15 protein-coding genes and 3 tRNA genes are annotated in these 22,562 nt (G+C 71.4%); 8 read left to right on the top strand and 10 right to left on the bottom strand.

The features are described 5' to 3' along the window. Positions 1 to 45: 45 nt before the first annotated feature. Complete coding sequence (locus tag ACFWRV_RS01270; protein WP_384326619.1) at positions 46 to 1,089, top strand: substrate-binding domain-containing protein; 1,044 nt, start codon at positions 46 to 48, stop codon at positions 1,087 to 1,089. On the opposite strand, the gene ACFWRV_RS01275 is transcribed toward ACFWRV_RS01270, so the two are convergent. Genes ACFWRV_RS01275 through ACFWRV_RS01285 form a run of 3 tightly spaced genes read right to left on the bottom strand, consistent with a single transcriptional unit; the run spans position 1,073 to position 4,523 of the window. Further along, entirely contained in the window at positions 1,073 to 1,783 is a 711-nt protein-coding gene (locus tag ACFWRV_RS01275) for a sulfite exporter TauE/SafE family protein (protein ID WP_384326621.1), read from the bottom strand. The genes ACFWRV_RS01270 and ACFWRV_RS01275 overlap by 17 nt on opposite strands. Continuing rightward, complete coding sequence (locus ACFWRV_RS01280; protein WP_384326623.1) at positions 1,780 to 3,198, bottom strand: amidohydrolase family protein; 1,419 nt, start codon at positions 3,196 to 3,198, stop codon at positions 1,780 to 1,782. Before ACFWRV_RS01280 ends, ACFWRV_RS01275 begins: the two co-directional genes overlap by 4 nt. Next, positions 3,195 to 4,523 carry a uracil-xanthine permease family protein gene (locus tag ACFWRV_RS01285; protein WP_384326707.1) on the bottom strand — a complete coding sequence of 443 codons (1,329 nt, stop codon included), beginning with the start codon at positions 4,521 to 4,523 and terminating at the stop codon, positions 3,195 to 3,197. The genes ACFWRV_RS01280 and ACFWRV_RS01285 overlap by 4 nt, the downstream gene beginning before the upstream one ends. A 774-nt stretch (positions 4,524 to 5,297) precedes the next feature. On the opposite strand from ACFWRV_RS01285, the gene ACFWRV_RS01290 reads away from it, so the two are divergent. Genes ACFWRV_RS01290 through xdhC form a run of 3 tightly spaced genes read left to right on the top strand, consistent with a single transcriptional unit; the run spans position 5,298 to position 9,986 of the window. Beyond that, positions 5,298 to 6,761, top strand: coding sequence for a xanthine dehydrogenase small subunit (locus ACFWRV_RS01290; protein ID WP_384326625.1), 1,464 nt, complete (start codon positions 5,298 to 5,300; stop codon positions 6,759 to 6,761). Then, positions 6,758 to 9,175 carry a xanthine dehydrogenase molybdopterin binding subunit gene (gene xdhB / locus ACFWRV_RS01295; protein ID WP_384326627.1) on the top strand — a complete coding sequence of 806 codons (2,418 nt, stop codon included), beginning with the start codon at positions 6,758 to 6,760 and terminating at the stop codon, positions 9,173 to 9,175. The genes ACFWRV_RS01290 and xdhB overlap by 4 nt, the downstream gene beginning before the upstream one ends. Before the next feature lies 1 nt (position 9,176). After that, entirely contained in the window at positions 9,177 to 9,986 is an 810-nt protein-coding gene (xdhC, locus tag ACFWRV_RS01300) for a xanthine dehydrogenase accessory protein XdhC (protein WP_384326629.1), read from the top strand. A gap of 113 nt (positions 9,987 to 10,099) precedes the next feature. On the opposite strand, the gene ACFWRV_RS01305 is transcribed toward xdhC, so the two are convergent. The 3 genes from ACFWRV_RS01305 to ACFWRV_RS01315 form a co-directional block, all read right to left on the bottom strand. Beyond that, positions 10,100 to 10,173 (bottom strand) — tRNA-Ile (locus tag ACFWRV_RS01305). 232 nt (positions 10,174 to 10,405) lie between these two features. Beyond that, positions 10,406 to 10,481, bottom strand: a tRNA-Asn gene (locus ACFWRV_RS01310). Between the two features lie 5 nt (positions 10,482 to 10,486). After that, positions 10,487 to 10,559, bottom strand: a tRNA-Asn gene (locus ACFWRV_RS01315). A 182-nt stretch (positions 10,560 to 10,741) separates the two neighbouring features. Here ACFWRV_RS01315 and ACFWRV_RS01320 point away from each other — a divergent pair. The 4 genes from ACFWRV_RS01320 to ACFWRV_RS01335 all read left to right on the top strand — a co-directional run bounded on the left by ACFWRV_RS01320 (position 10,742) and on the right by ACFWRV_RS01335 (position 16,412). Beyond that, positions 10,742 to 11,047: a YtxH domain-containing protein gene (locus tag ACFWRV_RS01320; protein WP_384326709.1), complete on the top strand. Its 306-nt coding sequence runs from the start codon at positions 10,742 to 10,744 to the stop codon at positions 11,045 to 11,047. Positions 11,048 to 11,107: 60 nt separating this feature from the next. Continuing rightward, a complete protein-coding gene (locus ACFWRV_RS01325; RefSeq protein WP_384326631.1) occupies positions 11,108 to 12,559 on the top strand; it encodes an FGGY family carbohydrate kinase in 1,452 nt (483 codons plus the stop codon). Positions 12,560 to 12,750: 191 nt separating this feature from the next. After that, positions 12,751 to 14,484: an ABC transporter ATP-binding protein gene (locus ACFWRV_RS01330; RefSeq protein WP_384326633.1), complete on the top strand. Its 1,734-nt coding sequence runs from the start codon at positions 12,751 to 12,753 to the stop codon at positions 14,482 to 14,484. Continuing rightward, the gene (locus ACFWRV_RS01335; protein WP_384326635.1) at positions 14,484 to 16,412 is read left to right on the top strand and encodes an ABC transporter ATP-binding protein; all 1,929 of its coding nucleotides are present in this window, start codon (positions 14,484 to 14,486) and stop codon (positions 16,410 to 16,412) included. Before ACFWRV_RS01330 ends, ACFWRV_RS01335 begins: the two co-directional genes overlap by 1 nt. A 15-nt stretch (positions 16,413 to 16,427) precedes the next feature. On the opposite strand, the gene ACFWRV_RS01340 is transcribed toward ACFWRV_RS01335, so the two are convergent. The 4 genes from ACFWRV_RS01340 to ACFWRV_RS01355 form a co-directional block, all read right to left on the bottom strand. After that, the gene (locus ACFWRV_RS01340; RefSeq protein WP_384326711.1) at positions 16,428 to 17,519 is read right to left on the bottom strand and encodes an RNA polymerase sigma factor; all 1,092 of its coding nucleotides are present in this window, start codon (positions 17,517 to 17,519) and stop codon (positions 16,428 to 16,430) included. Between the two features lie 207 nt (positions 17,520 to 17,726). Then, positions 17,727 to 19,661 (bottom strand): DNA primase, encoded by a 1,935-nt coding sequence (gene dnaG, locus ACFWRV_RS01345; RefSeq protein ID WP_384326636.1) that lies wholly within the window; start codon positions 19,659 to 19,661, stop codon positions 17,727 to 17,729. A 93-nt stretch (positions 19,662 to 19,754) separates the two neighbouring features. Continuing rightward, the gene (locus ACFWRV_RS01350) at positions 19,755 to 21,014 is read right to left on the bottom strand and encodes an NAD(P)/FAD-dependent oxidoreductase (RefSeq protein ID WP_384326638.1); all 1,260 of its coding nucleotides are present in this window, start codon (positions 21,012 to 21,014) and stop codon (positions 19,755 to 19,757) included. A 138-nt stretch (positions 21,015 to 21,152) separates the two neighbouring features. Beyond that, positions 21,153 to 22,511 carry a deoxyguanosinetriphosphate triphosphohydrolase gene (locus ACFWRV_RS01355; RefSeq protein WP_384326640.1) on the bottom strand — a complete coding sequence of 453 codons (1,359 nt, stop codon included), beginning with the start codon at positions 22,509 to 22,511 and terminating at the stop codon, positions 21,153 to 21,155. Positions 22,512 to 22,562: the final 51 nt, after the last annotated feature.

A 22,562-nucleotide genomic window follows, 5' to 3' on the forward strand; every position in this document is an offset into this window, starting at 1 on the left:
CGAAGATGGGGTGCCCCGTCCTCAGCCCGCAAGGAGTGCCCGTCGATGCGAACCTCCGGTTCCGGCTCGCGTCCACCGACGATCGCCGACGTCGCACGGCTCGCCGAGGTTTCGCGTACGACGGTCTCCCACGCCCTCAACGGGATCGGCAAGGTCGATCCGCGGACCAGGGAACGCATCAAGCAGGTCGCCGCCGAGCTCGGATACCGGCCCAATCTGCGGGCGCAGCGGCTGCGCCGGGGAGAGGCGAAGGCCATCGCGCTCGCCTCCTCGATGCCGTTCGCGGTGGCCGGGGGGCCGTCGCGGCTCGGGTTCTACATGGAGATCGCCGCCGCCGCCGCGGAGAGCGCGTTGCTGCACGGCTACGCGCTGGTCCTCGTACCGCCGGTGCAGTCCGGGTCCGCGCTGTACTCCGTCGACATCGACGGCGCCATCGTCGTCGAGCCGGACGTGAACGACGCCGCCGCGGCGCAGTTGAGGGAGCGGGGCCTGCCCTATGTGTCCCTCGGGCGGCCGGTGTCGCCGGACGACACGTCGCCGTACGTCGATCTGCGGGGCGGGCCGGTCGCCGAGTTGCTGTTCGCGCATCTGCGGGAGCAGGGTGCCAGGCGGCCGGCGCTGATTGTCGGCTCCGGATCGCGCCACTCGTCGGTCGACGCGCTCGCCGCGTACGAGCGGGTCGCCGAGCGGTACGGCTGGACGCCCGTCGTGGCGAGCGCCCCGGAGGCGGGCGGCGAGCAGGCCGGGTACGACAGCTGTGCCGCCCTGCTGGCCGAGCACCCCGAGACCGACGCGGTCTGCGCGCTGGTGGACGCGTTCGCGGTGGGCGCGGTGCGGGCGGTCCAGGACAGCGGGCGGTCCGTACCGGGCGATGTCATGGTCGTCACCCGGTACGACGGGCTGCGTGCGCGCACCTGCGAGCCGCCGCTGACCGCCGTGGACCTTCATCTGGACCGTGCGGCGGCCGCCGCGGTGGAGCTGCTGCTCGGCCGGCTGCGCGGCGACGACGACGCCGCCCGGGTGGCGACGGCGCCCGAGCCGCGGGTCGTTCCGCGTGCCTCGTCGCTACGGGTCACAGCCCGAGCATGAGCACAAGACCGGAGACCAGGGCGAAGACGAGGACGCACAGTCGCATGCTGCGCGCGTCCAGCCGGTGGTGCACCAGCCGGCTCAGCCACGCCCCCGCGGCGATCACCGGCAGCAGCGCCACCGCGAGAACCAGGTGTCCGGGCTCGCCCTCCCCGGTCGCGAACAGCAGGCCCAGTGAGGCCACTTCCCCGACGAGGAAGCAGGCGGCGACGGTCGAGCGCAGTTCGGCCGGCGGCCGGTGCTGGTAGACGAGCGCGAGCGGGGGGCCGCCGACGCCGGTCGCGGTCTCCGTGAGTCCGGTCACCACGCCCGCTCCAAGGTAGGCCGCCCGGCCGGGGGTGAAGGCGGGTGCGACCAGGCTCACGACCGCCGCCAGTACGGTCGCGATGCCGACGAACAGGCCGATGCTGCGGTCCGGGATCAGCCAGAGCAGCGCGAGTCCGGCGGGCGTGGCGGCCAGCCGTGCCCCGGTGATCCAGCCCGCGCCGCGCAGGTCGATCGAGGCGCGTTCGCGCCAGGCGACGTACAGGTTGAGCGGGATCATGGCCGCCAGGACGAACACCGGGAGCAGACCGGGGTCGAGCATCCCGGCCACGGGCGCGACGATCAGGGCGAAGCCCAGGCCGCTGCTGCCCTGGACGAAGGCGGCGACGGCCACCGTGGCGGCGAGGACCGCGAGTGCTTCCGTACTCACCGTGCGGCACTCCCCTGCCGTGCCGCCGTGGACGTGGGGTGCACGCGGCTGATGGGTGCCCTTTCGACGGCGGCACCGGCCAGTTCGGCCGCCTGCCGCACGAAGGCGGGACCGTCCCAGCCGGTGGGCGCGCCGCGCCACAGCCGCAGGTGTCCGGCGACGAACACGGCGGTGATCTGGTCGCGGTTGCCCCGGCGTACCAGCTCCCACGGCACGTCCCAGGAGAGCGCGAGCTCGGGATTGGTGATGTCGACGAGCAGGAAGTCGGCGGCCAGCCCCTCGGCGACGGTGCCGGTGCGCGCACCGAGGCCGACCGCGTCGGCGCCGCCGGCGGTGGCGTGTTCGAGCCAGGTCCAGCCGGCGCCGCACGACGCGTCCCCGGTGGCCAGCCCGTAGACGATCCGCTGGGCGAACTCGGCCGCGTCCGCGAGCCGGAACCCGTCGCCGCGGGTGCCGTCCGTGCCGAGCCCGAAGCGGATGCCGCGCTCGGCCATGGCGGTGGCCGGGGCGACGGCGTTGCCCTTCCAGGCGCTGGCCACCGGGTTGTAACTGACGGCGGTCCCGGTGTCGGCGAGCAGGGTCAGTTCGCGGGGGGTGAGCAAAGTGGCATGGGCGGCGAGCAGTTGGGGACCGAGCGCGCCGATCCTGTGCAGGTGTTCGAGGGGGCGCAGTCCGTGGCGTACGAGGGAGCGTTCGACACCGGCCAGGTGCTCGTTGACGTGGATCTGCACGATCGCACCGGCTTCCTCGGCGAGACGTGCGGTGCGGTGCAGGGTCGCCGAAGTGGCCGCCTCGGGGATCGACACGGCGAGGGAGGCGTGGACCAGCGGATCACCGTCGTACCGGGCGAGGTGCTTCTCGGCGCTTTCGAGGACGGCGGTGGTGCTCGCGGAGTCCTCGGCAGCGGTCGCGGCGACGTCGGCGACGTCGTTGCACACCAGGCCGAGTACGCAGCGGATTCCGGCGTCACGAGCGGCCGACGCGACGACGTCGACGTCCACATCGGCACGCGTACCGGCGTCGGCGACGGTGGTGAAGCCGCCGCGCAGGGCCTCCAACGCCGCCAGTTTGGCCGCGGCGTAGGCCGATTCCTCGTCCAGCGCCCCTTCCAGCGGAACCCAGACCCTGCGGAAGATCTCCGACGGCTCCCCGAAGGCGAGCGCGGAGCCGAAGCTCTGGGTCAGATGGTGGTGGGCGTCGACGAAGCCGGGCATCAGGAGATGGCCGGGCAGCGTTACGGCGTCGAGCCCCGGATGCGTGCGCGCCAGCTCCCCGGCGGGTCCGACGGCGCGGAAGCAGCCGTCGGCGACGACGACCGCGTATCCGTCGATGGGCCCTTCCGGCAGCAGTACGGCATCGGGTACCAGGAGGAGCGGGCCCGAGGAGTCGAGGAGGTCGCGGGTGAGCTGGTTCATCGGTCGCTTTCCGTGCGGGAGGCGGACAGCCGGGCGGCGACGCGCGGCCTGACGTGGTGGAACAGGATGTTGAGCACGGCGGCGACGAACGCGCCGACGGCGACGCCGCTTTCGAGGAGGATGCGGACGTTCGGCGGGAAGCCGGCGTACACGCCGGGGATGAGGATCGGCAGCAGTCCCAGCGCGAGGGCGACGGCGCAGATGAACGTGGAGGTGTGCTGGTCGAGGTCGGACCGGCCGAGCATCTGCACGCCGAGCACGGTGATCACCGCGAAGACGACCATGGCCGTTCCTCCGACCACGGCGGACGGGACGACACTGATCGCGCGGGTCACCGGCGCGAGGAACCCGATGACGATGAGGACCACACCGGCGGCGGCGGTGACGTAGCGGCTGCGGACGCCGGTGACACGGACGATCCCGATGTTCTCGCCGCTGGTCACCATCAGGGGCAGTCCGAAGAACCCGCCGAAGAGGGAGGTCAGCGCATCACCGCGGACCGTCTTGGGCACGTCGGTGCGGGTGTCGATCTTCTTGCCCACGGCCTCGGCGTTGATGACCGTCTGGCCGGTGGCCTCCGCCATGGAGGCGAGGCTGTAGAGCATCAGCGGCAGGGCGGCGATCAGGCTGAACTGGGGCGATCCGAACGGCATCAGCTCCGGCACGCTGACCAGACCGCCTTCGGCGGCGCTGCCCAGGTCGATGCTGCCGAGGAGCCCGGCCAGTACCGTGCCGGCGACCAGGCCGAGCATGACGGCGAGTTGCCGCAGGATGCCGGTGAACAGCAGGTAGAAGACGACGGTGAAGCCGATCGTCGCCATACCGAGCCCGAGGTTCGTCGGGTCGGCGAACCCCGGCTCGCCGGGCCTGCCGGTGACGAGGACCGCGCCGACCTTCACCAGGTTGACCCCGACGATGACGATCATGGTGCCGATGACCAGGGCGGGGAAGAACCTGAGCAACCGCGAGAAGACCGGCAGGACGACGAAGTAGAAGGCCGCGGTGAGAATGACCGCGCCGGTGGCGGTGCGCAGACCGTGCTGCTCGGCGATGGCGATGAACAGGATGAGCGGCGCGCCGCCGGGCAGCATCACGAACGGCAGCCGGGGGCCGAACTTCCATGGCCCGAGCGACTGGATCAGCGACCCGACTCCGGAGAGCACGAACGCTGCGGAGAGCAGGTTGACGGTCAGGCCGGCGTCGAGCCGGAGGGTGGCGCTCATCAGGAAGATCGCCGAGATGGGGGTGGCGGCCATGACGAGGACGTGCTGGATCCCGAAGAGGACGATCCGCCCGAGGGGGCGGGACTCGTCGACGGGGTGCACGGCCGGGGTGTCATGCGCGGTGTCGTTCGGGGCGTTGTGCGCGGAGTCGTGCGTGACCGCCTCCGGCGTCCTTGGTTGTTGTTCAGCTCCGGGTGCGGGCTGGCGATGAATGGACACGTCGGTGCTCCCATTCGGGCGTGGGGAACGCTCGGACATCAGCCGCGATCCGGCCCCGGACGGAGGACCAAAGCGATGTGGCCAAATCGATTTGGCCGCCAGTATGGGGAGGCCTCGCGAGCGTCGTCAAGAGCTGTGACGCCCGGGGTGCGACCTCCGGGACACGGCCTCTGAGTGCGGGCTCCGGGGTGCGGCAACCGGGGTGCGGGGCGCTCGCGGACCGGACGGCAGGCGCGCGGAAGGCGACGGTGCGGCGGCGGTCGTGGAAGGCGCTCGGACGGGCTTCGGCGCCGGGCGGCCCCTTGACCTCCATGGTGGCAACCACTAATTTTCCGTAAACGCCGACCCTCAGCCTCGAAAGGAGGCGACCAGCTGATGTTCACCTACTCCGACCTCGGTCGCCTCGCCGAGTGCACCGCCTGGGTTCCGGGGCGCATCGCGCACGGCTGCTGAGCGCGCGCCTTCTCCTGTGCCCTTCCGCGGCACATTCCGGCTTCCCTGTTCTCCCCTTTTCCCCTCACCCTTCTTCGCGGCGCCTCGCTGTCGCGCGCCGTCTCGCGCCCGCTCATCCCCTGTGGTGCGCACGAATCAAGAGGGCTGTCCGAAAGTGACGAAGATGATGAATCGACCGAGCGCGCACCGGAACGCAGGCCTGTCGTGACGGCGCCACGCATCACGGTCAACGGGACCGAAGCACCGATCTCGCCGGCCGCGCCCCACACCACGGTGCTGGACTTTCTGCGCGAGCGCGGCCTCACCGGGACCAAGGAGGGCTGCGCCGAGGGTGAGTGCGGCGCCTGCGCGGTCCTGGTCGCCCGTCCCGGGACGGACGAGCCCACCGACTGGGTGGCGGTGAACGCCTGTCTGCTGCCGGCCGCGGCGCTCGACGGACAGGAAGTGGTCACCTCCGAGGGGCTCGCCACCGTCGGTGCGTCCGGCGGGCCGGGCACGCTGCACCCGGTGCAGGAGGAGATGGCGGTCCGAGGCGGCTCCCAATGCGGTTACTGCACACCGGGGTTCGTCTGCAGCATGGCCGCCGAGTACTACCGGCCCGACCGCTGCGCGCACGCGGACCCGGCCGACGGCACCGACCCGGAGCACGGACCGAACGGCTTCGATCTGCACGCGCTGAGCGGAAACCTGTGCCGCTGCACCGGGTACCGCCCGATTCGCGATGCCGCGTTCGCCGTCGGCGCGCCCACCGACGAGGACCCCCTCGCACAGCGTCGTGAGCAGTCCCCGCCCGTGCCGGTCGCCACCGAGTACGTCCAGGGCGGTAGCGCGTTCCTGCGGAGGAACACCCTGGGCGAGACCTTGCGGCTGCTGCGGGAGCGGCCCGACGCGGTGGTGGTGGCCGGTTCCACCGACTGGGGCGTGGAGGTGAACATCCGCGCCCGCCGGGCGGATTGCGTGATCGCCGTCGACCGGCTGCCCGAACTGCGGGAGCTGCGCGTCGGATCCGACTCCGTCGAGATCGGGGCGGCGCTGACGCTCACCGAGATCGAGCGCCGCCTCGACGGCCGGGTCCCGCTGCTGGCAGAGCTGTTCCCGCAGTTCGCGTCGCGGCTCATCCGCAACGGTGCGACGCTCGGCGGCAATCTGGGCACCCGTTCCCCCATCGGCGACAGCCCGCCGGTCCTGCTCGCCCTGGAGGCGTCGGTGGTGCTCGCCGACGCCGACGGTGAACGCCTGGTTCCCCTCGCGGAGTACTTCACCGGCTACCGGCAGAGCGTGCGCCGCCCCGGCGAGCTGATCCGCGCGGTACGCGTCCCGTTGCCGCTGTCGCCGGTCGTGGGCTTCCACAAGATCGCCAAGCGGCGCTTCGACGACATCTCCAGCGTGGCGGTCGCCTTCGCGATCGAGATCGAGGACGGGCTCGTCGGCAAGGCCCGCATCGGTCTGGGCGGTGTCGCCGCCACCCCGATCCGCGCCCTCTCCACCGAGGCGTCCCTGGAGGGCAGGCCGTGGACGGCGGAGACCGTCGAAGCCGCGGCGCGGGTACTGCGGGCGGAGGGCACCCCGCTCAACGATCAGCGTGCCAGCGCCGCGTACCGCTCCGCGATGCTGGGCCAGAGCCTGCTGAAGCTGTACGCACAGACGACCGAGGCGGTTTCCTCATGAGCCATCTGTCCCAGCGCCCCGAGAAGCCGGCCGTCGGCGTGTCGATGCCGCACGAGAGTGCCGTCCAGCACGTCACCGGCGCCGCGCTCTACACCGACGACCTGGTCCATCGCACCAAGGACGTTCTGCACGCCTACCCCGTCCAGGTCATGAAGGCCCACGGCAGGATCACCCGGCTGCACACCGGGCCCGCGCTCGCGGTGCCCGGTGTGGTCCGCGTGCTGACCGGCGCCGACGTACCCGGCGTCAACGACGCCGGCATGAAGCACGACGAACCGCTGTTCCCCGACACAGTCATGTTCCACGGTCACGCGGTCGCCTGGGTGCTCGGTGAGACGCTGGAGGCGGCCCGGCTCGGGGCGGCGGCCGTCGAGGTGGACCTCGACGAACAGCCCTCCCTGATCGCCCTGCGGGACGCCATCGCGGCCGGGAGCTTCCACGGCGCCCGGCCCGTGATGCTCACCGGCGACGTCGACGCCGGCTTCGCCGACTCCGCGCACGTGTTCTCGGGCGAGTTCCAGTTCTCCGACCAGGAGCACTTCTATCTGGAGACGCACGCCGCGCTGGCCCTGGTCGACGAGAACGGGCAGATGTTCGTCCAGAGCAGTACCCAGCATCCCTCCGAGACACAGGAAATTGTCGCGCACGTGCTCGGCCTGCACAGTCACGAGGTGACCGTGCAGTGTCTGCGGATGGGCGGCGGCTTCGGCGGCAAGGAGATGCAGCCGCACGGCTTCGCGGCCGTCGCCGCGCTCGGCGCCAGGCTGACCGGCCGACCGGTCCGGGTCCGGCTCAACCGCACCCAGGACCTGACCATGTCCGGCAAGCGCCACGGGTTCCACGCGGAGTGGAGGATCGGCTTCGACGCCGAAGGACGCATCCAGGCCCTGGAGGCCACCCTGACCGCGGACGGCGGCTGGAGCCTGGACCTGTCCGAGCCGGTGGTCGCCCGTGCGCTGTGCCACATCGACAACACCTACTGGATCCCCAACGCGCGCGTCGCGGGCCGTATCGCCAAGACCAACAAGGTCTCCAACACCGCCTTCCGGGGCTTCGGCGGACCGCAGGGCATGCTGGTGATCGAGGACATCATGGGCAGGTGCGCGCCGCTGCTCGGCCTGGACCCGATGGAACTGCGGGAGCGCAACTTCTACCGGCGGGGGCAGGGCCAGACGACACCGTACGGGCAGCCGGTCACGCACCCCGAACGCATCTCCGCCGTCTGGCAGCAGGTACGCGCGGACGGCCACCTCGCCGACCGGCGGCGCGAGATCGCGGCGTTCAACGCCGCACACCCGAACACCAAGCGCGGGCTGGCGATCACCGGGGTCAAGTTCGGCATCTCGTTCAACCTCACCGCCTTCAACCAGGGCGGCGCGCTGGTGCTGGTCTACAAGGACGGCTCCGTCCTCATCAACCACGGCGGCACGGAGATGGGCCAGGGCCTGCACACCAAGATGCTGCAGGTCGCCGCGACGACGCTGGGCATCCCGCTGCACAAGGTGCGGCTGGCCCCGACGCGTACCGACAAGGTGCCCAACACCTCCGCCACCGCGGCCAGCGCGGGGGCGGACCTCAACGGCGCGGCGGTGAAGAACGCCTGCGAGCAGATCCGCGAGCGGCTGCTCCAGGTGGCCGGCGGCCGGCTGGGGACGAACGCCTCGGACGTGCGCATCGTCGAGGGCGTCGCGCGTGCCCTCGGCAGCGACGAGGAACTGGCCTGGGACGACCTGGTGCGCTCCGCGTACTTCCAGCGCGTCCAGTTGTCGGCGTCGGGCTTCTACCGGACCGAGGGTCTGCACTGGGACGCGAAGGCGTTCCAGGGCTCTCCGTTCAAGTACTTCTCCTACGGCGCCGCCGCGGCCGAGGTAGAGGTGGACGGCTTCACCGGCGCATACCGCATCCGGCGGGTGGACATCGTGCACGACGTCGGCGACAGCCTCTCCCCGATGATCGACATCGGTCAGGTCGAGGGCGGTTTCGTGCAGGGGGCGGGCTGGCTGACGCTGGAGGACATGCGCTGGGACACCGGTGACGGGCCGGGCCGCGGCCGGCTGCTGACCCAGGCAGCGAGCACGTACAAGTTGCCCAGCTTCTCGGAGATGCCGCAGGAGTTCCACGTCCGGCTGCTGGAGAACGCCACCGAGGAGGGCGCCGTCTACGGGTCCAAGGCCGTGGGTGAGCCTCCGCTGATGCTGGCCTTCTCGGTACGAGAGGCGCTGCGGCAGGCCGCCGCGGCGTTCGGGCCCGCCGGAGTGAGCGTGGAACTCGCCTCGCCCGCCACACCGGAAGCGGTGTACTGGGCGATCGAGGCGACCCGTCGGGCCGCCTCCTCCCCGAACGGTCACCACGGCGACGGGCCGGCCGCCGAGGCCGGGGCGCGAACCGAGGCGGAAGCGCTGAGCGGTGCCTGACATGACCTGGTTCGCCGCGGTCGCACGGCTGCGAGCACGACGGGAGGCCGGCGTGCTGGTGACCGTCGCGACCGTGCGCGGCCACGCCCCTCGTAACGCCGGTGCGAAACTCGTCGTGGGGCGGAGCGAGACCTGGGGCTCGATCGGTGGCGGCAACGTCGAGGCGGTCACGATCGACCGGGCCCGGGAGCTGATCGCCGCGTCCGCGGCCGGACCGGAGCTGATGGATTTCGCCCTGAACGACAAGGTGACCAACCGGCACGGAGTCCAGTGCTGCGGCGGCACGGTCTCGGTGCTGCTCGAACCGCTTCCGGTGGTACGGGCGGTGGCGATCTTCGGCGTCGGACACGTCGGATGGGAACTGGCGCGCGTCCTGGCACGCCAGGACCTCGAGCTCCATCTGATCGACAGCCGGTCGGACCTCCTCGCCGACGAGCGGCTCGCCGTCCTCGCGGACGCGGTGGCGGGGGTGCGGGTCCACCACACTCCGCTGCTGCCCGAGGAGGTCCTCGACAAGCTGCCGCGCGGCACGCATGTCCTGATCATGACGCATGATCACGCCGAGGACGCCGCTCTGTGCGACGCCGCCCTGCGTGCCGCCCACCTCGGTTCCATCGGGCTGATCGGGTCGGCGGCCAAGTGGAGCCGGTTCCGCAAACGCCTCCTCTCGGAAGGCGGTCACGACGAGGCCGCCGTCGACCGGATCAAGACCCCGATCGGGCTGGCCGACATCACCGGCAAGGACCCCGCGACGATTGCTGTGAGTGTCGCCGCCGATCTCCTGCGCGGCTTCGAGGCCGAGGGGGACTGACACCCCGAATCGGCGGGTCCCTTCGGTCGACGCTTCGCCGTCGAGACCGGCACCCGAAGCTCACGAGCAGTACGTCTCCCCAGGTCAGAACGATTCTGCCTGGGGACGCTCGGTGGGGCGGGTGGGACTCGAACCCACGGCCGACGGATTATGAGTCCGCTGCTCTAACCGGCTGAGCTACCGCCCCGTTTCGGCGTGGCGCGTACAAGTGTGCGCACCGTCTGCCGCAGCATAGCCGGTCATACGATCTCTCGCTTCGGTTGGCCGACTTCACCTGATCTTGAGGACGTCGCTGCGTGCTGCCCGGTTGCAGGGAAGATCGAGGAGACCCGAAAGAGTCGCTCCGGAGGCCCGCCCGAGGTCCCGGAAAGGGATCGGTCGGGTACGCGAAAGAGGACCCCGAGGGGTCCTCTTTCGTTTGGCTCCCCCGACTGGACTCGAACCAGTAACCCTCCGGTTAACAGCCGAATGCTCTGCCAATTGAGCTACAGGGGATCGCGCTCCCCCGACTGGACTCGAACCAGTAACCTGCCGGTTAACAGCCGGCTGCTCTGCCAATTGAGCTACAGGGGATTGTGGCGTTGCTGCGAAATCGTACCTGCCTGGCGGCTGCCGGGCGGCGCGCGTTCGCTGCGACACATACATTAGCGCAAGCAGGGGGGTGCTCCGCCAATCGGTATCGCCCGGGGTGATCTCGGGTGCTCGCGGGTAGGCGGGCTGCACACGTCGCACCAAGCGTAGGAAGGGTGGCAGCCATGCGGTACCGGCTCACGTTCATCGCCGGAGTGGCCCTCGGTTACGTGCTCGGCACGCGAGCCGGGCGCGAGCGTTACGAGCAGTTGAAGAAGTCGGCCCGGCAGTTCACGGAGAACCCCGCCGTGCGCAACGCCGCCGAGAGTGCCGCGCACAGCGGACGGGACATCGCCGGCAAGGCGTACCACTCGGTCGGCGACAAGGTCGGGGACAAGGTGCCCGCCTCCGTCGCCGAGCGGGTCCGGTCGCTGCGGGACCGCAGCAGCCGCAACGGCTTCGAGGACGACTGGGGGACCACCAACACCTAGTGGTCCCGTGGGGCGCGATGTGAGTTACGGGAAAGTCCGTCGGTGCGGCAGAATCTCCGTATGGGCATAGTCGCGGGGCTGGACAGTTCGTCCACTTTCACTCACATCGTCGTCTGCGACACGGACTCGGGCGCCGTGCTCCGGGAGGGGTACGCCGCCCATCCGGTCGAGGCCAAGGCCGCCGAGGTCGATCCGCAGGCCTGGCTGCTCTCGCTCGGTGAGGCGGCCTCCGGTGGGCTGCTCGAAGGTGTGCAGGCCATCGGGGTCTCCGCGCAGCAGCACGGGCTCGTGCCGCTGGACCGGCAGGGCAATCTCGTACGCCCCGCCCTCCTCGGCAACGACCGGCGGGCGCAGGTCGCCGCGGCCGATCTCGTCGACGGGCTCGGCGGCCGGCAGGCCTGGGCCGAGGCGGTCGGAGCCGTGCCGGGGGCCTCGCAGCCGGTGGCGAAGCTGCGCTGGCTGGCGCGGACCGAGCCGGAGAACGCCCAGCGGGTGGCCGCCGTGCTCCAGCCGCACGACTGGCTCGTGTGGCAGTTGCTGGGCCGGCCCGCCCGGCGGACCACGGACCGGGGCGCGGCCTCGGGCACGGGGTACTGGTCGGCCGGGTCAGCCTCCTACCGGCCCGATCTGGTCGAGCTGGCCCTCGGGCATTCCGCCGCGCTGCCCGAGGTGCTCGGGCCCTCCGACTCCGCCGGGATGACGCCCGAGGGGCTGCTGATCTCCGCGGGCACCGGCGAGACCATGGCCGCGGCCTTCGGGCTCGGGGTCGCGGTGGGCGACGCGGTCGTGTCGCTCGGGGCCTCCGGGTCCGTGATGGCCGTGCACCACGAGGCGCTCGCCGATCCGAGCGGGATGATCACCTCGTTCGCCGACGCCACCGGAATGCATCTGCCGGTCGTCCACCTCTCCAACGCCGTACGGGCGTTGCGCGGCACCGCCGAGATGCTGGGCGTGGACGGGCTGGAGGAACTGTCCGCCCTGGCGCTGAAGTCCACGCCCGGCGCGTCCGGGCTGGTGCTGCTGCCGTATCTGGAAGGTGAGCGCACCCCGCAGCTCCCCCACACCGCGGGCACTCTCTGCGGGCTGCGGCGTGAGTCGATGAAGCCGGAGCACCTGGCCCGGGCCTCGTTCGAGGGCATGCTGTGCTCGCTGGCCGACGCCCTGGACGTGCTGCGCGGGCGGGGCGTGGAGGTGCGCCGGGTGTTCCTGCTGGGGGCGGCTGCCGAGCTGCCGGCCGTGCAGGCGCTGGCTCCGGCGGTGTTCGGGACCCAGGTAGTGGTGCCGGAGCCCGCCCAGTACGCGGCGATCGGCGCGGCCCGGCAGGCGGCCTGGGCGCTCGGGGTCTCGCAGGGGGCCCTCGACCCGCGCACTCCCCCGGCCTGGACGGGCGCGGCGGCCCAGGTGCTGGAGCCCGGCGAGGAGCTGGCGGTGGGCGGTGCGGTGCGTCAGCAGTACGCGGCGACCCGGGACCAGATCCACCCCGGGGCCTTCGGCGGCGCGCACCCGGCGTAGCGCCGTCTTCGGTGTGCGCCTGCACCGGGGCGTGCGCGCGGCGTGAGCCCGGCAGGGGTCGAACCAGGAGAGCGCGGGGGCTTCCCCGCGCTCCAGGTTTGACCCGGGCTTGGGGAAAACGGTTCGCTTCGGAGTACGGCGTACGCGAAACTGGGTCGGCCTCTGCCTGCCGCCGATTCCGAGAGTCCCGCGTGCTCATAAAACTCCTGCGGGCCCATCTGGGCCCGTACAAGAAACCCATCGTGCTGCTGGTCCTGCTCCAGCTGCTCCAGACCTGCGCCACCCTGTATCTGCCCAGCCTGAACGCCGACATCATTGACAACGGTGTCGTCGCGGGTGACACCGGCTACATCCTGGAGTTCGGCGGTCTCATGATCGCCGTCAGCGTCCTCCAGGTTCTGTGCAATGTGGGGGCCGTCTATTACGGGGCGCGCACCGCCTCCGCTCTCGGGCGTGATGTGCGGGCCGCCGTCTTCGACCGGGTGCAGTCCTTCTCCGCCCGTGAGCTGGGGCGCTTCGGGGCGCCCTCGCTGATCACCCGGACCACCAACGACGTCCAGCAGGTCCAGATGCTGGTGCTGCTGGCGTTCACGCTGATGGTGTCGGCCCCGATCATGTGCGTCGGCGGCATCGTCATGGCGCTCGGCCTGGATGTGCAGCTCTCCGCAGTGCTGCTGGCGGTCGTGCCGGTGCTCGGTGTCGCGGTCGGCCTCATCGTGAAGAGGATGCAGCCGCTGTTCCGCTCCATGCAGGAGCGGCTGGACTCGGTGAACCGGGTGCTGCGCGAACAGATCACCGGCAACCGGGTCATCCGCGCCTTCGTCCGGGACGGGTACGAGGAGAAGCGCTTCCGGGGTGCGAACACCGAGCTGACCGATGTGTCGGTGGCGACCGGGCGGCTGATGGCGCTGATGCACCCGACCGTGATGACGGTGGTCAACCTGTCGTCCGTCGCCGTGGTGTGGTTCGGCGCGCACCGGATCGACAGCGGCGGGATGGAGATCGGTGCGCTGACCGCGTTCCTCGCCTATCTGATGCAGATCGTGATGGCCGTGATGATGGCCACCTTCATGTTCATGATGGTGCCGCGCGCCGAGGTGTGCGCCGAGCGCATCGAGGAGGTCCTCGGGACCGATTCGAGCGTCGTGCCGCCGGTCGCGCCGGTGACCGAGCTGCGGCGGCACGGGCATCTGGAGGTGCGCGGGGCGGAGTTCCGCTACCCGGGTGCGGAGGAGCCGGTGCTGCGGGCGGTCGATCTGGTGGCGCGGCCCGGGGAGACGACCGCGGTCATCGGGTCGACGGGCAGCGGGAAGTCCACGCTGCTCGGTCTCGTACCCCGGCTGTTCGACGTGACGGACGGTGAGGTGCTGGTCGACGGCGAGGACGTGCGGACGCTGGATCCGGTGCTGCTGGCGAAGACCGTGAGCTTGGTGCCGCAGAAGCCGTACCTCTTCTCGGGGACGGTGGCGACGAACCTGCGGTACGGGAATCCGGACGCCACCGACGAGGAGTTGTGGCACGCGCTGGAGGTGGCGCAGGCGAAGGGGTTCGTCGAGGCGCTGGAGCACGGGCTGGACGCGCCGATCGCGCAGGGCGGCACCAATGTGTCCGGTGGTCAGCGGCAGCGGCTCGCCATCGCGCGGACGCTGGTGCAGCGCCCGGAGATCTATCTGTTCGACGACTCGTTCTCGGCGCTGGACTACGCGACCGACGCGGCGCTGCGGGCGGCGCTGGGCCGGGAGACGGCCGGGGCGACCGTGGTGATCGTGGCGCAGCGGGTGTCCACCATCCGTGACGCGGACCGGATCCTGGTGCTGGACGAGGGCCGGCTCGTGGGGACCGGCACCCACCACGAGTTGATGGACGGCAATGAAACGTACCGGGAGATCGTGCTCTCCCAGCTGACGGAAGCGGAGGCCGCGTAATGGCCGGTCCGGGCGGACGGATGATGGCCGGGGGCGCGCCCACCGAGCGGTCGATGGATTTCAAGGGGTCGAGCAAGCGGCTGCTGAAGCGGTTCGGCCGGGAGAAGGCCTCGCTGTGGCTGATGCTGGGCGCGGTGACGGTGAGCGTCGCGCTGTCGGTGGCCGGGCCGAAGATCCTGGGGAAGGCGACCGACCTGATCTTCGCCGGTGTGGTCGGGCGGCAGATGCCCGAGGGCACGTCGAAGGCGCAGGCGATCGAGGGGCTGCGCGAGGACGGCCGCGGCTCCATGGCCGACATGCTGTCGGGGGTGAGCTTCACCCCCGGCGAGGGCATCGACTTCGGCGCGGTGGGGAACGTCCTGCTGCTGGCCCTGGTGCTCTATGTCGCGGCCGGGCTGCTGATGCTGGTGTCGGCGCGGCTGTCGATCCGGGTGATCAACCGGATCGTGTTCCAGTTGCGCGAGGACCTGCAGACCAAGCTGGCGCGGCTGCCGCTGTCGTACTTCGACCGGGCCAAGCGTGGTGAGGTGCTGAGCCGGGCGACGAACGACATCGACAACATCTCGCAGACGCTCCAGCAGACGATGGGCCAGCTCATCAACTCCCTGCTGACGATCGTCGGCGTGCTGATCGTGATGTTCTGGATCTCGCCGCTGCTGGCGCTGGTCGCGCTGGTGACGATCCCGCTGTCGGTGGTCGTCGCGACGCAGGTCGGCAAGCGGTCGCAGCCGCAGTTCGTGCGGCAGTGGCGGGTGACGGGCACGCTCAACGCCCATATCGAGGAGATGTACACCGGGCACAACCTGGTGAAGGTCTTCGGCCGGCAGGAGGAGTCCGCGCGGGACTTCGCCGAGCAGAACGAGGCGCTGTACGAGGCGGGCTTCAAGGCCCAGTTCGCCAGCGGGCTCATGCAGCCGCTGATGTTCTTCATCTCGAACATCAACTACGTGCTGGTCGCGGTGGTCGGCGGGCTCCGGGTCGCCTCGGGCGCGCTGTCGATCGGTGACGTCCAGGCGTTCATCCAGTACTCGCGGCAGTTCTCGATGCCGCTGACGCAGGTCGCCTCGATGGCGAATCTGGTGCAGTCCGGCATCGCGTCGGCGGAACGGGTCTTCGAGCTGCTGGACGCCGAGGAGCAGGACGCGGACCCGGAGCACGGGGAGCGTCCGGAGCGGCCGGCCGGCCGGGTCTCGCTGGAGAAGGTGTCCTTCCGCTACGAGCCGGAGAAGCCGCTGATCGAGGAGCTCTCGCTGAGCGTGGAGCCGGGGCAGACCGTCGCCATCGTCGGTCCGACCGGTGCGGGCAAGACGACGCTGGTCAATCTGCTGATGCGGTTCTACGAGGTGACCGGCGGGCGGATCGCGCTCGACGGGGTCGACGTGGCGAAGATGTCCCGGGACGACCTGCGGTCCTCGATCGGCATGGTGCTCCAGGACACCTGGCTGTTCGGCGGGACCATCGCCGAGAACATCGCGTACGGCGCTGCGCGCGAGGTCACCCGGGAGGAGATCGAGGAGGCGGCCCGGGCGGCGCATGCCGACCGGTTCATCCGGACGCTGCCCGACGGCTACGACTCGGTGATCGACGACGAGGGGACCGGGGTCAGCGCGGGCGAGAAGCAGCTGATCACCATCGCGCGGGCGTTCCTTTCCGACCCGGTGATCCTGGTCCTCGACGAGGCGACCAGCTCGGTGGACACCCGGACCGAGGTGCTGATCCAGAAGGCGATGGCGCGCCTGGCCCACGGGCGTACGTCGTTCGTGATCGCCCACCGGCTCTCCACGATCCGGGACGCGGATGTGATCCTGGTGATGGAGGACGGGTCGATCGTCGAACAGGGCACGCACGAGGAGCTGTTGGCGGCCGGTGGGGCCTATGCCCGGCTGTACGCCGCCCAGTTCGCGGAGGCGCTGGCCGAGGTGGACTGACTCCCCTCGCGTGGATCAGTCGAGGTAGCCGCGGAGTTGGTCGGCGAAGGCGTGGTCCCGCAGCCTGCTGAGGGTCTTGGACTCGATCTGGCGGATGCGTTCGCGCGTCACGCCGAAGATCCGTCCTATCTCCTCCAGGGTGCGGGGCCGCCCGTCGTCCAGGCCGTAGCGCAGTTGTACGACCTTGCGTTCGCGCTCGCCGAGGGTGGAGAGCACCGCCTCCAGGTGTTCGCGCAGCAGCAGGAAGGCGGCGGACTCGACGGGCGATGCGGCGTCGCCGTCCTCGATGAGATCGCCGAAGGAGACGTCGTCCTCCTCGCCGACGGGGGCGTGCAGGGAGACCGGTTCCTGGGCCAGGCGCAGGACCTCGGTGATCCGCTCGGGCGTCAGTTCCAGCTCGGCCGCGATGTCCTCGGCGGTGGGCTCGACGCCGCGCTCCTGGAGCATCCGGCGCTGGACGCGCACCACGCGGTTGATCAGCTCCACGACGTGGACCGGGACGCGGATGGTGCGGGCCTGGTCGGCCAGCGCGCGGGACATGGCCTGGCGGATCCACCAGGTCGCGTACGTGGAGAACTTGTAGCCCCGGGCGTAGTCGAACTTCTCCACGGCCCGGATCAGGCCGAGATTCCCCTCCTGGACCAGGTCGAGCATGGTCAGTCCGCGGCCCACGTAGCGCTTGGCGACGGAGACGACGAGGCGGAGGTTGGCCTCGATGAGGCGGCGTTTGGCCGTGCGGCCCATCACCACGAGCCGGTCCAGGTCCCCGGCGAGGCGGGAGTCGAGGTCCGGGGTGCCCGCGAGGCGTTCCTCGGCGAAGAGGCCGGCCTCGACGCGGCGGGCTAGCTCGACCTCCTCGGCGGCGGTGAGCAGCGGGATGCGGCCGATCTCGCGCAGATACTGCCGGAACAGGTCGGAGGTGGGGCCGGCGGAGTCCGCCCGGTTCCGCGGCTCCGGCGGTTCGGGGAGGTGCGTCGCTTCCACCATGACTGCCTCGGGTGGGTGTCCGGGCGGGCCTGCCGCGTTCTCCGGGTGGTGCAGGGCCCTGTGCTGCGCCGGGATGGCCGCGATGGGCTCGGTCGTGGTCGTCACGGTCCGGGTCTGCACGGGGGCGACCTCCAGGTGATCGCTGCCGGATGACGGGGTGGAGGTCTGTCCGGCCCCCGGGGTGCTCCCCTGTGGACCGGCGTGCTCCGATGACTCAGACATTCCCCAGTGTGGGGTACGACACACGACTGTCACGAGGGGCGTGCGGGGACTTTTTGGTTCCGGTCCGTCACCGGACGACTACCGGGCAGGCCGGGAGCGGGTGCCTCAGAGCGCGGCGGCGCCGTGGGCGCGCAGGGACTGGGCGTACTGCTGGAGCACCCAGACCTCGTTCTGCGCGGCGGCCAGGTCCTGGGGAGCGACGTGGCTGCCGAGGCGGGCGAGGCTGCCCTGTACGTCGTTGATGCGGCGGTCCACCGCGCGCAGCCGGACGTGGACGAGCTGCATTCCGGCGTACGTCTCGTCGATGGTCTTGCCGATGAAGACCTCGACGGCGAGCTCCGTGACGAGACTGCGGACGGTGTTGTCGGGGGCGGCGTCCATCACGGCGACGAGATACTCGCGGTTGTCGGCGAGGCCCTGCTCGGCGCCGCCCGCCTCCTCGATGCACCGGCGCACGGCGGCGTAGGGCGGGGCGGTGAACTCGTCCACGCCGTAGGCGTCGAAGGCCGGGGAGACCAGGGCGGGCCTCTGGAGGGCGAGCTTGAGCAGCTCGCGCTCGGTGCGGTGGGCGGGGCTGCGGAGGTTGAGCGCGGGACCGGAGAAGCCGGGTGCGGGGGCGGGGGCCGTCTGCTGCGGGGCGCCGCCGCGCGGGCCCCGGGGGCCCGGGGGTCCACCGCGTCCGCCGCGCTCCCCGTGGTCGCCGCCCTTGTCGCGGGCCCAGCGGGCGAGCTGGGCGACGCGGCGGACGACGAACTCCTGGTCGAGGATGCCGACGAGACCGGCGAGCTGGACGGCGACCTCGCGCTGCACGCTGCTCGTCTTGATCTTGGCGACGACGGCGGCGGCCTCGTCGAGGGCGGCGGCGCGGCCGGCCGGGGTCTCCAGGTCGTAGCGGCCGACGATCTGGCGCAGGGCGAACTCGAAGAGCGGGGTGCGCGGCTCGACCAGGTCGCGCACGGAGTCGTCGCCCTTGGCGAGCCGCAGGTCGCAGGGGTCCATGCCGTCCGGGGCGATGGCGATGTAGGTCTCGGCGGCGAACTTCTGGTCGTCCTCGAAGGCGCGCAGGGCGGCCTTCTGCCCGGCCGAGTCGCCGTCGAAGGTGAAGATCACCCGGGCGCTGCCGTTGTCCATGAGGAGGCGGCGCAGGATCTTGATGTGGTCGTTGCCGAAGGCGGTGCCGCAGGTGGCGATGGCGGTGGTGACCCCGGCGAGGTGGCAGGCCATGACGTCGGTGTAGCCCTCGACGACGACGGCGCGGCTGGCCTTGGCGATGTCCTTCTTGGCCAGGTCGATGCCGTACAGCACCTGGGACTTCTTGTAGATCGGGGTCTCGGGGGTGTTGAGGTACTTCGGGCCGTTGTCGTCGTCGCGGAGCTTGCGGGCGCCGAAGCCGACGATCTCGCCTGCGGTGTCGCTGATCGGCCACATGAGCCGGCCGCGGAAGCGGTCGATGGGGCCGCGGCGGCCGTCCTGGGAGAGGCCGGAGGTGATCAGTTCCTTGTCGCTGAAGCCCTTGCCGCGGAGATAGCGGGTGAGGTGGTCCCAGCCGGCCGGGCTGTAGCCGACGCGGAAGTGGGTGGCGGCGTCCTGGTCGAAGCCGCGCTCGGCGAGGAACTTCCGGCCGATCTCGGCCTCGGGGCTCTCCAGCGCGCGGACGTAGAACTCGGCGGCGGCCTGGTGGGCCTCGATCAGCCGGATACGTTCGCCGCGCTGGTGGGAGGGGTTGTAGCCGCCCTCCTCGTACCGCAGGGTGATGCCCGCCTTGGCGGCGAGGCGCTCGACCGTCTCCGAGAAGGAGAGGTGGTCGATCTTCATCACGAAGGCGATCGTGTCGCCGCCCTCCTGGCAGCCGAAGCAGTGGAACAGTCCCTTGCCGGGACTGACCTGGAAGGAGGGGGACTTCTCGTCGTGGAAGGGGCAGAGGCCCTTCAGGTTTCCACCGCCGGCGTTGCGCAGCTGGAGGTATTCGGACACGACGGCGTCGATCGGGACCGCGTCCCGTACCGCCTTCACGTCGTCGTCGTTGATCCTGCCAGCCACGCGTGAAGTCTACGGGTGGCCTCGGACAACCTGGGCCCCGGCGGGCGGTCGGCCGGGGCGCGGGCGGTGCCGCCCGCACCCCGGCCGTACGTCTCAGAGCAGGGAGTCCAGCGGGACCGACGGGTCGGCGAGGGCCTCCGGGTCGTGCTGCTGACGGGCCCGGATCAGCTCCTGGATCGTTTCGGTGACATCCCACACGTTGACGTTCATCCCGGCCAGGACGCGGCGGTCCTTCAGCCAGAACGCGATGAACTCCCGCTTCCCGGCGTCGCCGCGGATGATCACCTCGTCGTAGGAGCCGGGCGGGGCCCAGCCGGAGTATTCGAGACCCAGGTCGTACTGGTCGGAGAAGAAGTACGGGACGCGGTCGTACGTCACGTCCTGGCCGAGCATGGCGCGGGCGGCGGCCGGTCCGCCGTTCAGGGCGTTGGCCCAGTGCTCGACGCGCAGCCGGGTGCCGAGCAGCGGGTGGGCGGCGGCGGCGACGTCCCCGGCGGCGTAGATGTGCGGGTCGGAGGTGCGCAGCGAGGCGTCCACCGCGATGCCGCCGCCGTGGGCGCGCTCGGCCATCTCCAGTCCGGCGGCCTCGGCGAGGGCGGAGCGCGGCGCGGCGCCGATCGCGGCGAGGACGTCGTGGGCGAGGTGCTCCTCGCCGTCGTCGGTGCGGGCGGCGAAGACCATGCCGTCCTGGCCGGTGATCTCGGTGAGGCGGGCGCCGAAGTGGAAGCGGACACCGTGCGAGCTGTGCAGTTCGGTGAAGATCTGGCCCAGCTCGGGGCCGATGACCTGGTGCAGCGGCGTGGGCTCGGCCTCGACGACGGTGACCTCGGCGCCGTAGCCGCGGGCGGCGGCGGCGACCTCCAGGCCGATCCAGCCGGCTCCGGCGATGACCAGGTGGCCGTTGTCGCGGCCGAGGGCGGCGAGCACGTTGCGCAGCCGGTCGGCGTGGGCGAGGCGGCGCAGGTGGTGGACGCCGGCCAGGTCGGTGCCGGGGATGTCGAGGCGGCGCGGTTCGGAGCCGGTGGCCAGCAGGAGCTTGTCGTAGTGGATGACGGTGTTGTCGCCGAGCTGCACGGTCTTGGCATACCGGTCGAGCGCGGTGACCGGCTGGCCGAGGTGCAGCTCGATGTCGGCGCCCGCGTACCAGGGGCGTTCGTGCGTGAAGACGCTGTCCCGGTCGGCCTTTCCGTCCAGGTAGCCCTTGGAGAGCGGCGGCCGTTCGTAGGGGTGGTCGCGCTCGTCGCCGATGAGGATCACCCGGCCGGTGAACCCTTCGGCGCGCAGTGTTTCGGCCGCCTTCGCCCCTGCGAGTCCTGCTCCGACGATGACGAACGTCTGGTGTGCGTCGACCACTTGATGCCTCCTCAGTGCTGTGCTGCGCGGCGCCCCCACAGCTGCGAGCGTCCCGCACGCAGCGTGATGGCGAAAGAGGGTGTGCCCCGGACAGGTCACACCCAGTGGTCAGATGTCCGGCCCCGTCCAGTCTGCCGGTCAGCCGTGACGGGCGGTGAGTGCGGCGTGCAGGGATCGTGCGGAGGCGTCGGTGAGAGCGGCGATCTGGTCGACGAGGACGCGCTTGCGGGCGTGGTCGTCGGGGGCCTGGTCGAACAGGGCGCGGAAGTGCGGCTCCAGGCCCTCGGGGGCGCGGGCGGTGAGGGCGGCGGCCAGCTCGGCGATGACGATGCGCTGGTCGGCGCGGAGGGTCTCCTGTTCGGCGCGCTGCATCACGTAACGGTCGGCGACCGCCTTGAGGACCGCGCACTCGTGGCGCACGGCGCGCGGGACGACCAGCTCCGCGCCGTACCGGCCGAGGGGGCCGGGGCCGTACACCGCGCGGGTCGCGGTCTCCGCCTCGGTGCAGAAGCGGCCGATGAGCTGGCTGGTGGCGTCCTTCAGCCGGGCCTGGGCCACGGCTGAGCCGTCGTAGCCGTGCGGCCACCAGTCCTGGTCGATCAGCCGGTCGAGGGCCTCGGACAGCTCCTGCGGGTCGGTGTCGGCGGGGACGTACCGGCCGATGGCGACCGCCCAGATCTCCGCGCGCTCCGGCTCGGCGTAGAGGCAGTTGGGGTCGATGTGCCCGGCGTGCAGGCCGTCCTCGAAGTCGTGCACGCTGTACGCCACGTCGTCGGACCAGTCCATGACCTGGGCCTCGAAACAGGTGCGGTCCTCGGGCGCGCCCTCGCGGGCCCAGGCGAAGACCGGGAGGTCGTCCGCGTACACCCCGAACTTCACCGAGTGCGGGTCGGTGGGGTGCGCGCCGCGCGGCCAGGGGTACTTGGTGGCGGCGTCCAGGGCGGCCCGGGTGAGGTTGAGGCCGACGCTGACCAGTTCGCCGGTGCGCGGGTCGCGGACGAAGCGCTTGGGCTCCAGGCGGGTCAGCAGGCGCAGCGACTGGGCGTTGCCCTCGAAGCCGCCGCAGTCGGAGGCGAAGTCGTTGAGCGCCTGCTCGCCGTTGTGGCCGAACGGCGGGTGGCCCATGTCGTGGGCCAGGCAGGCCGTCTCCACCAGGTCGGGATCGCAGCCGAGGACCGCGCCGAGCTCACGGCCGACCTGGGCGCACTCCAGGGAGTGGGTGAGCCGGGTGCGGGGGCTGGCGTCCCAGACGAGGGAGCGGGTGCCGGGCGTCACCACCTGGGTCTTCCCGGCGAGCCGGCGCAGGGCGGCGGAGTGCAGGACCCGGGCGCGGTCGCGCTGGAAGGCGGTACGGCCGGGGCGCTTGTCCTCCTCGGTGTCGAAGCGCTCGGTGTCGGCGGGCCCGTAGGGGCTCGCCCCCCATCCGCCCGGTGCGCCCTGTGCGCTCTGCGCGCCGTGTGTCCGCTCTGCCCCGTGTGCGCCCTGTGTGCCGTCCATGGTCCCGACAGTAGCGACCGGGACGGACAACGTGGCGTGAGCGGGCCGGGA

The sequence above is a fragment of the Streptomyces sp. NPDC058576 genome (assembly GCF_042718715.1).
Lineage (GTDB): Bacteria > Actinomycetota > Actinomycetes > Streptomycetales > Streptomycetaceae > Streptomyces.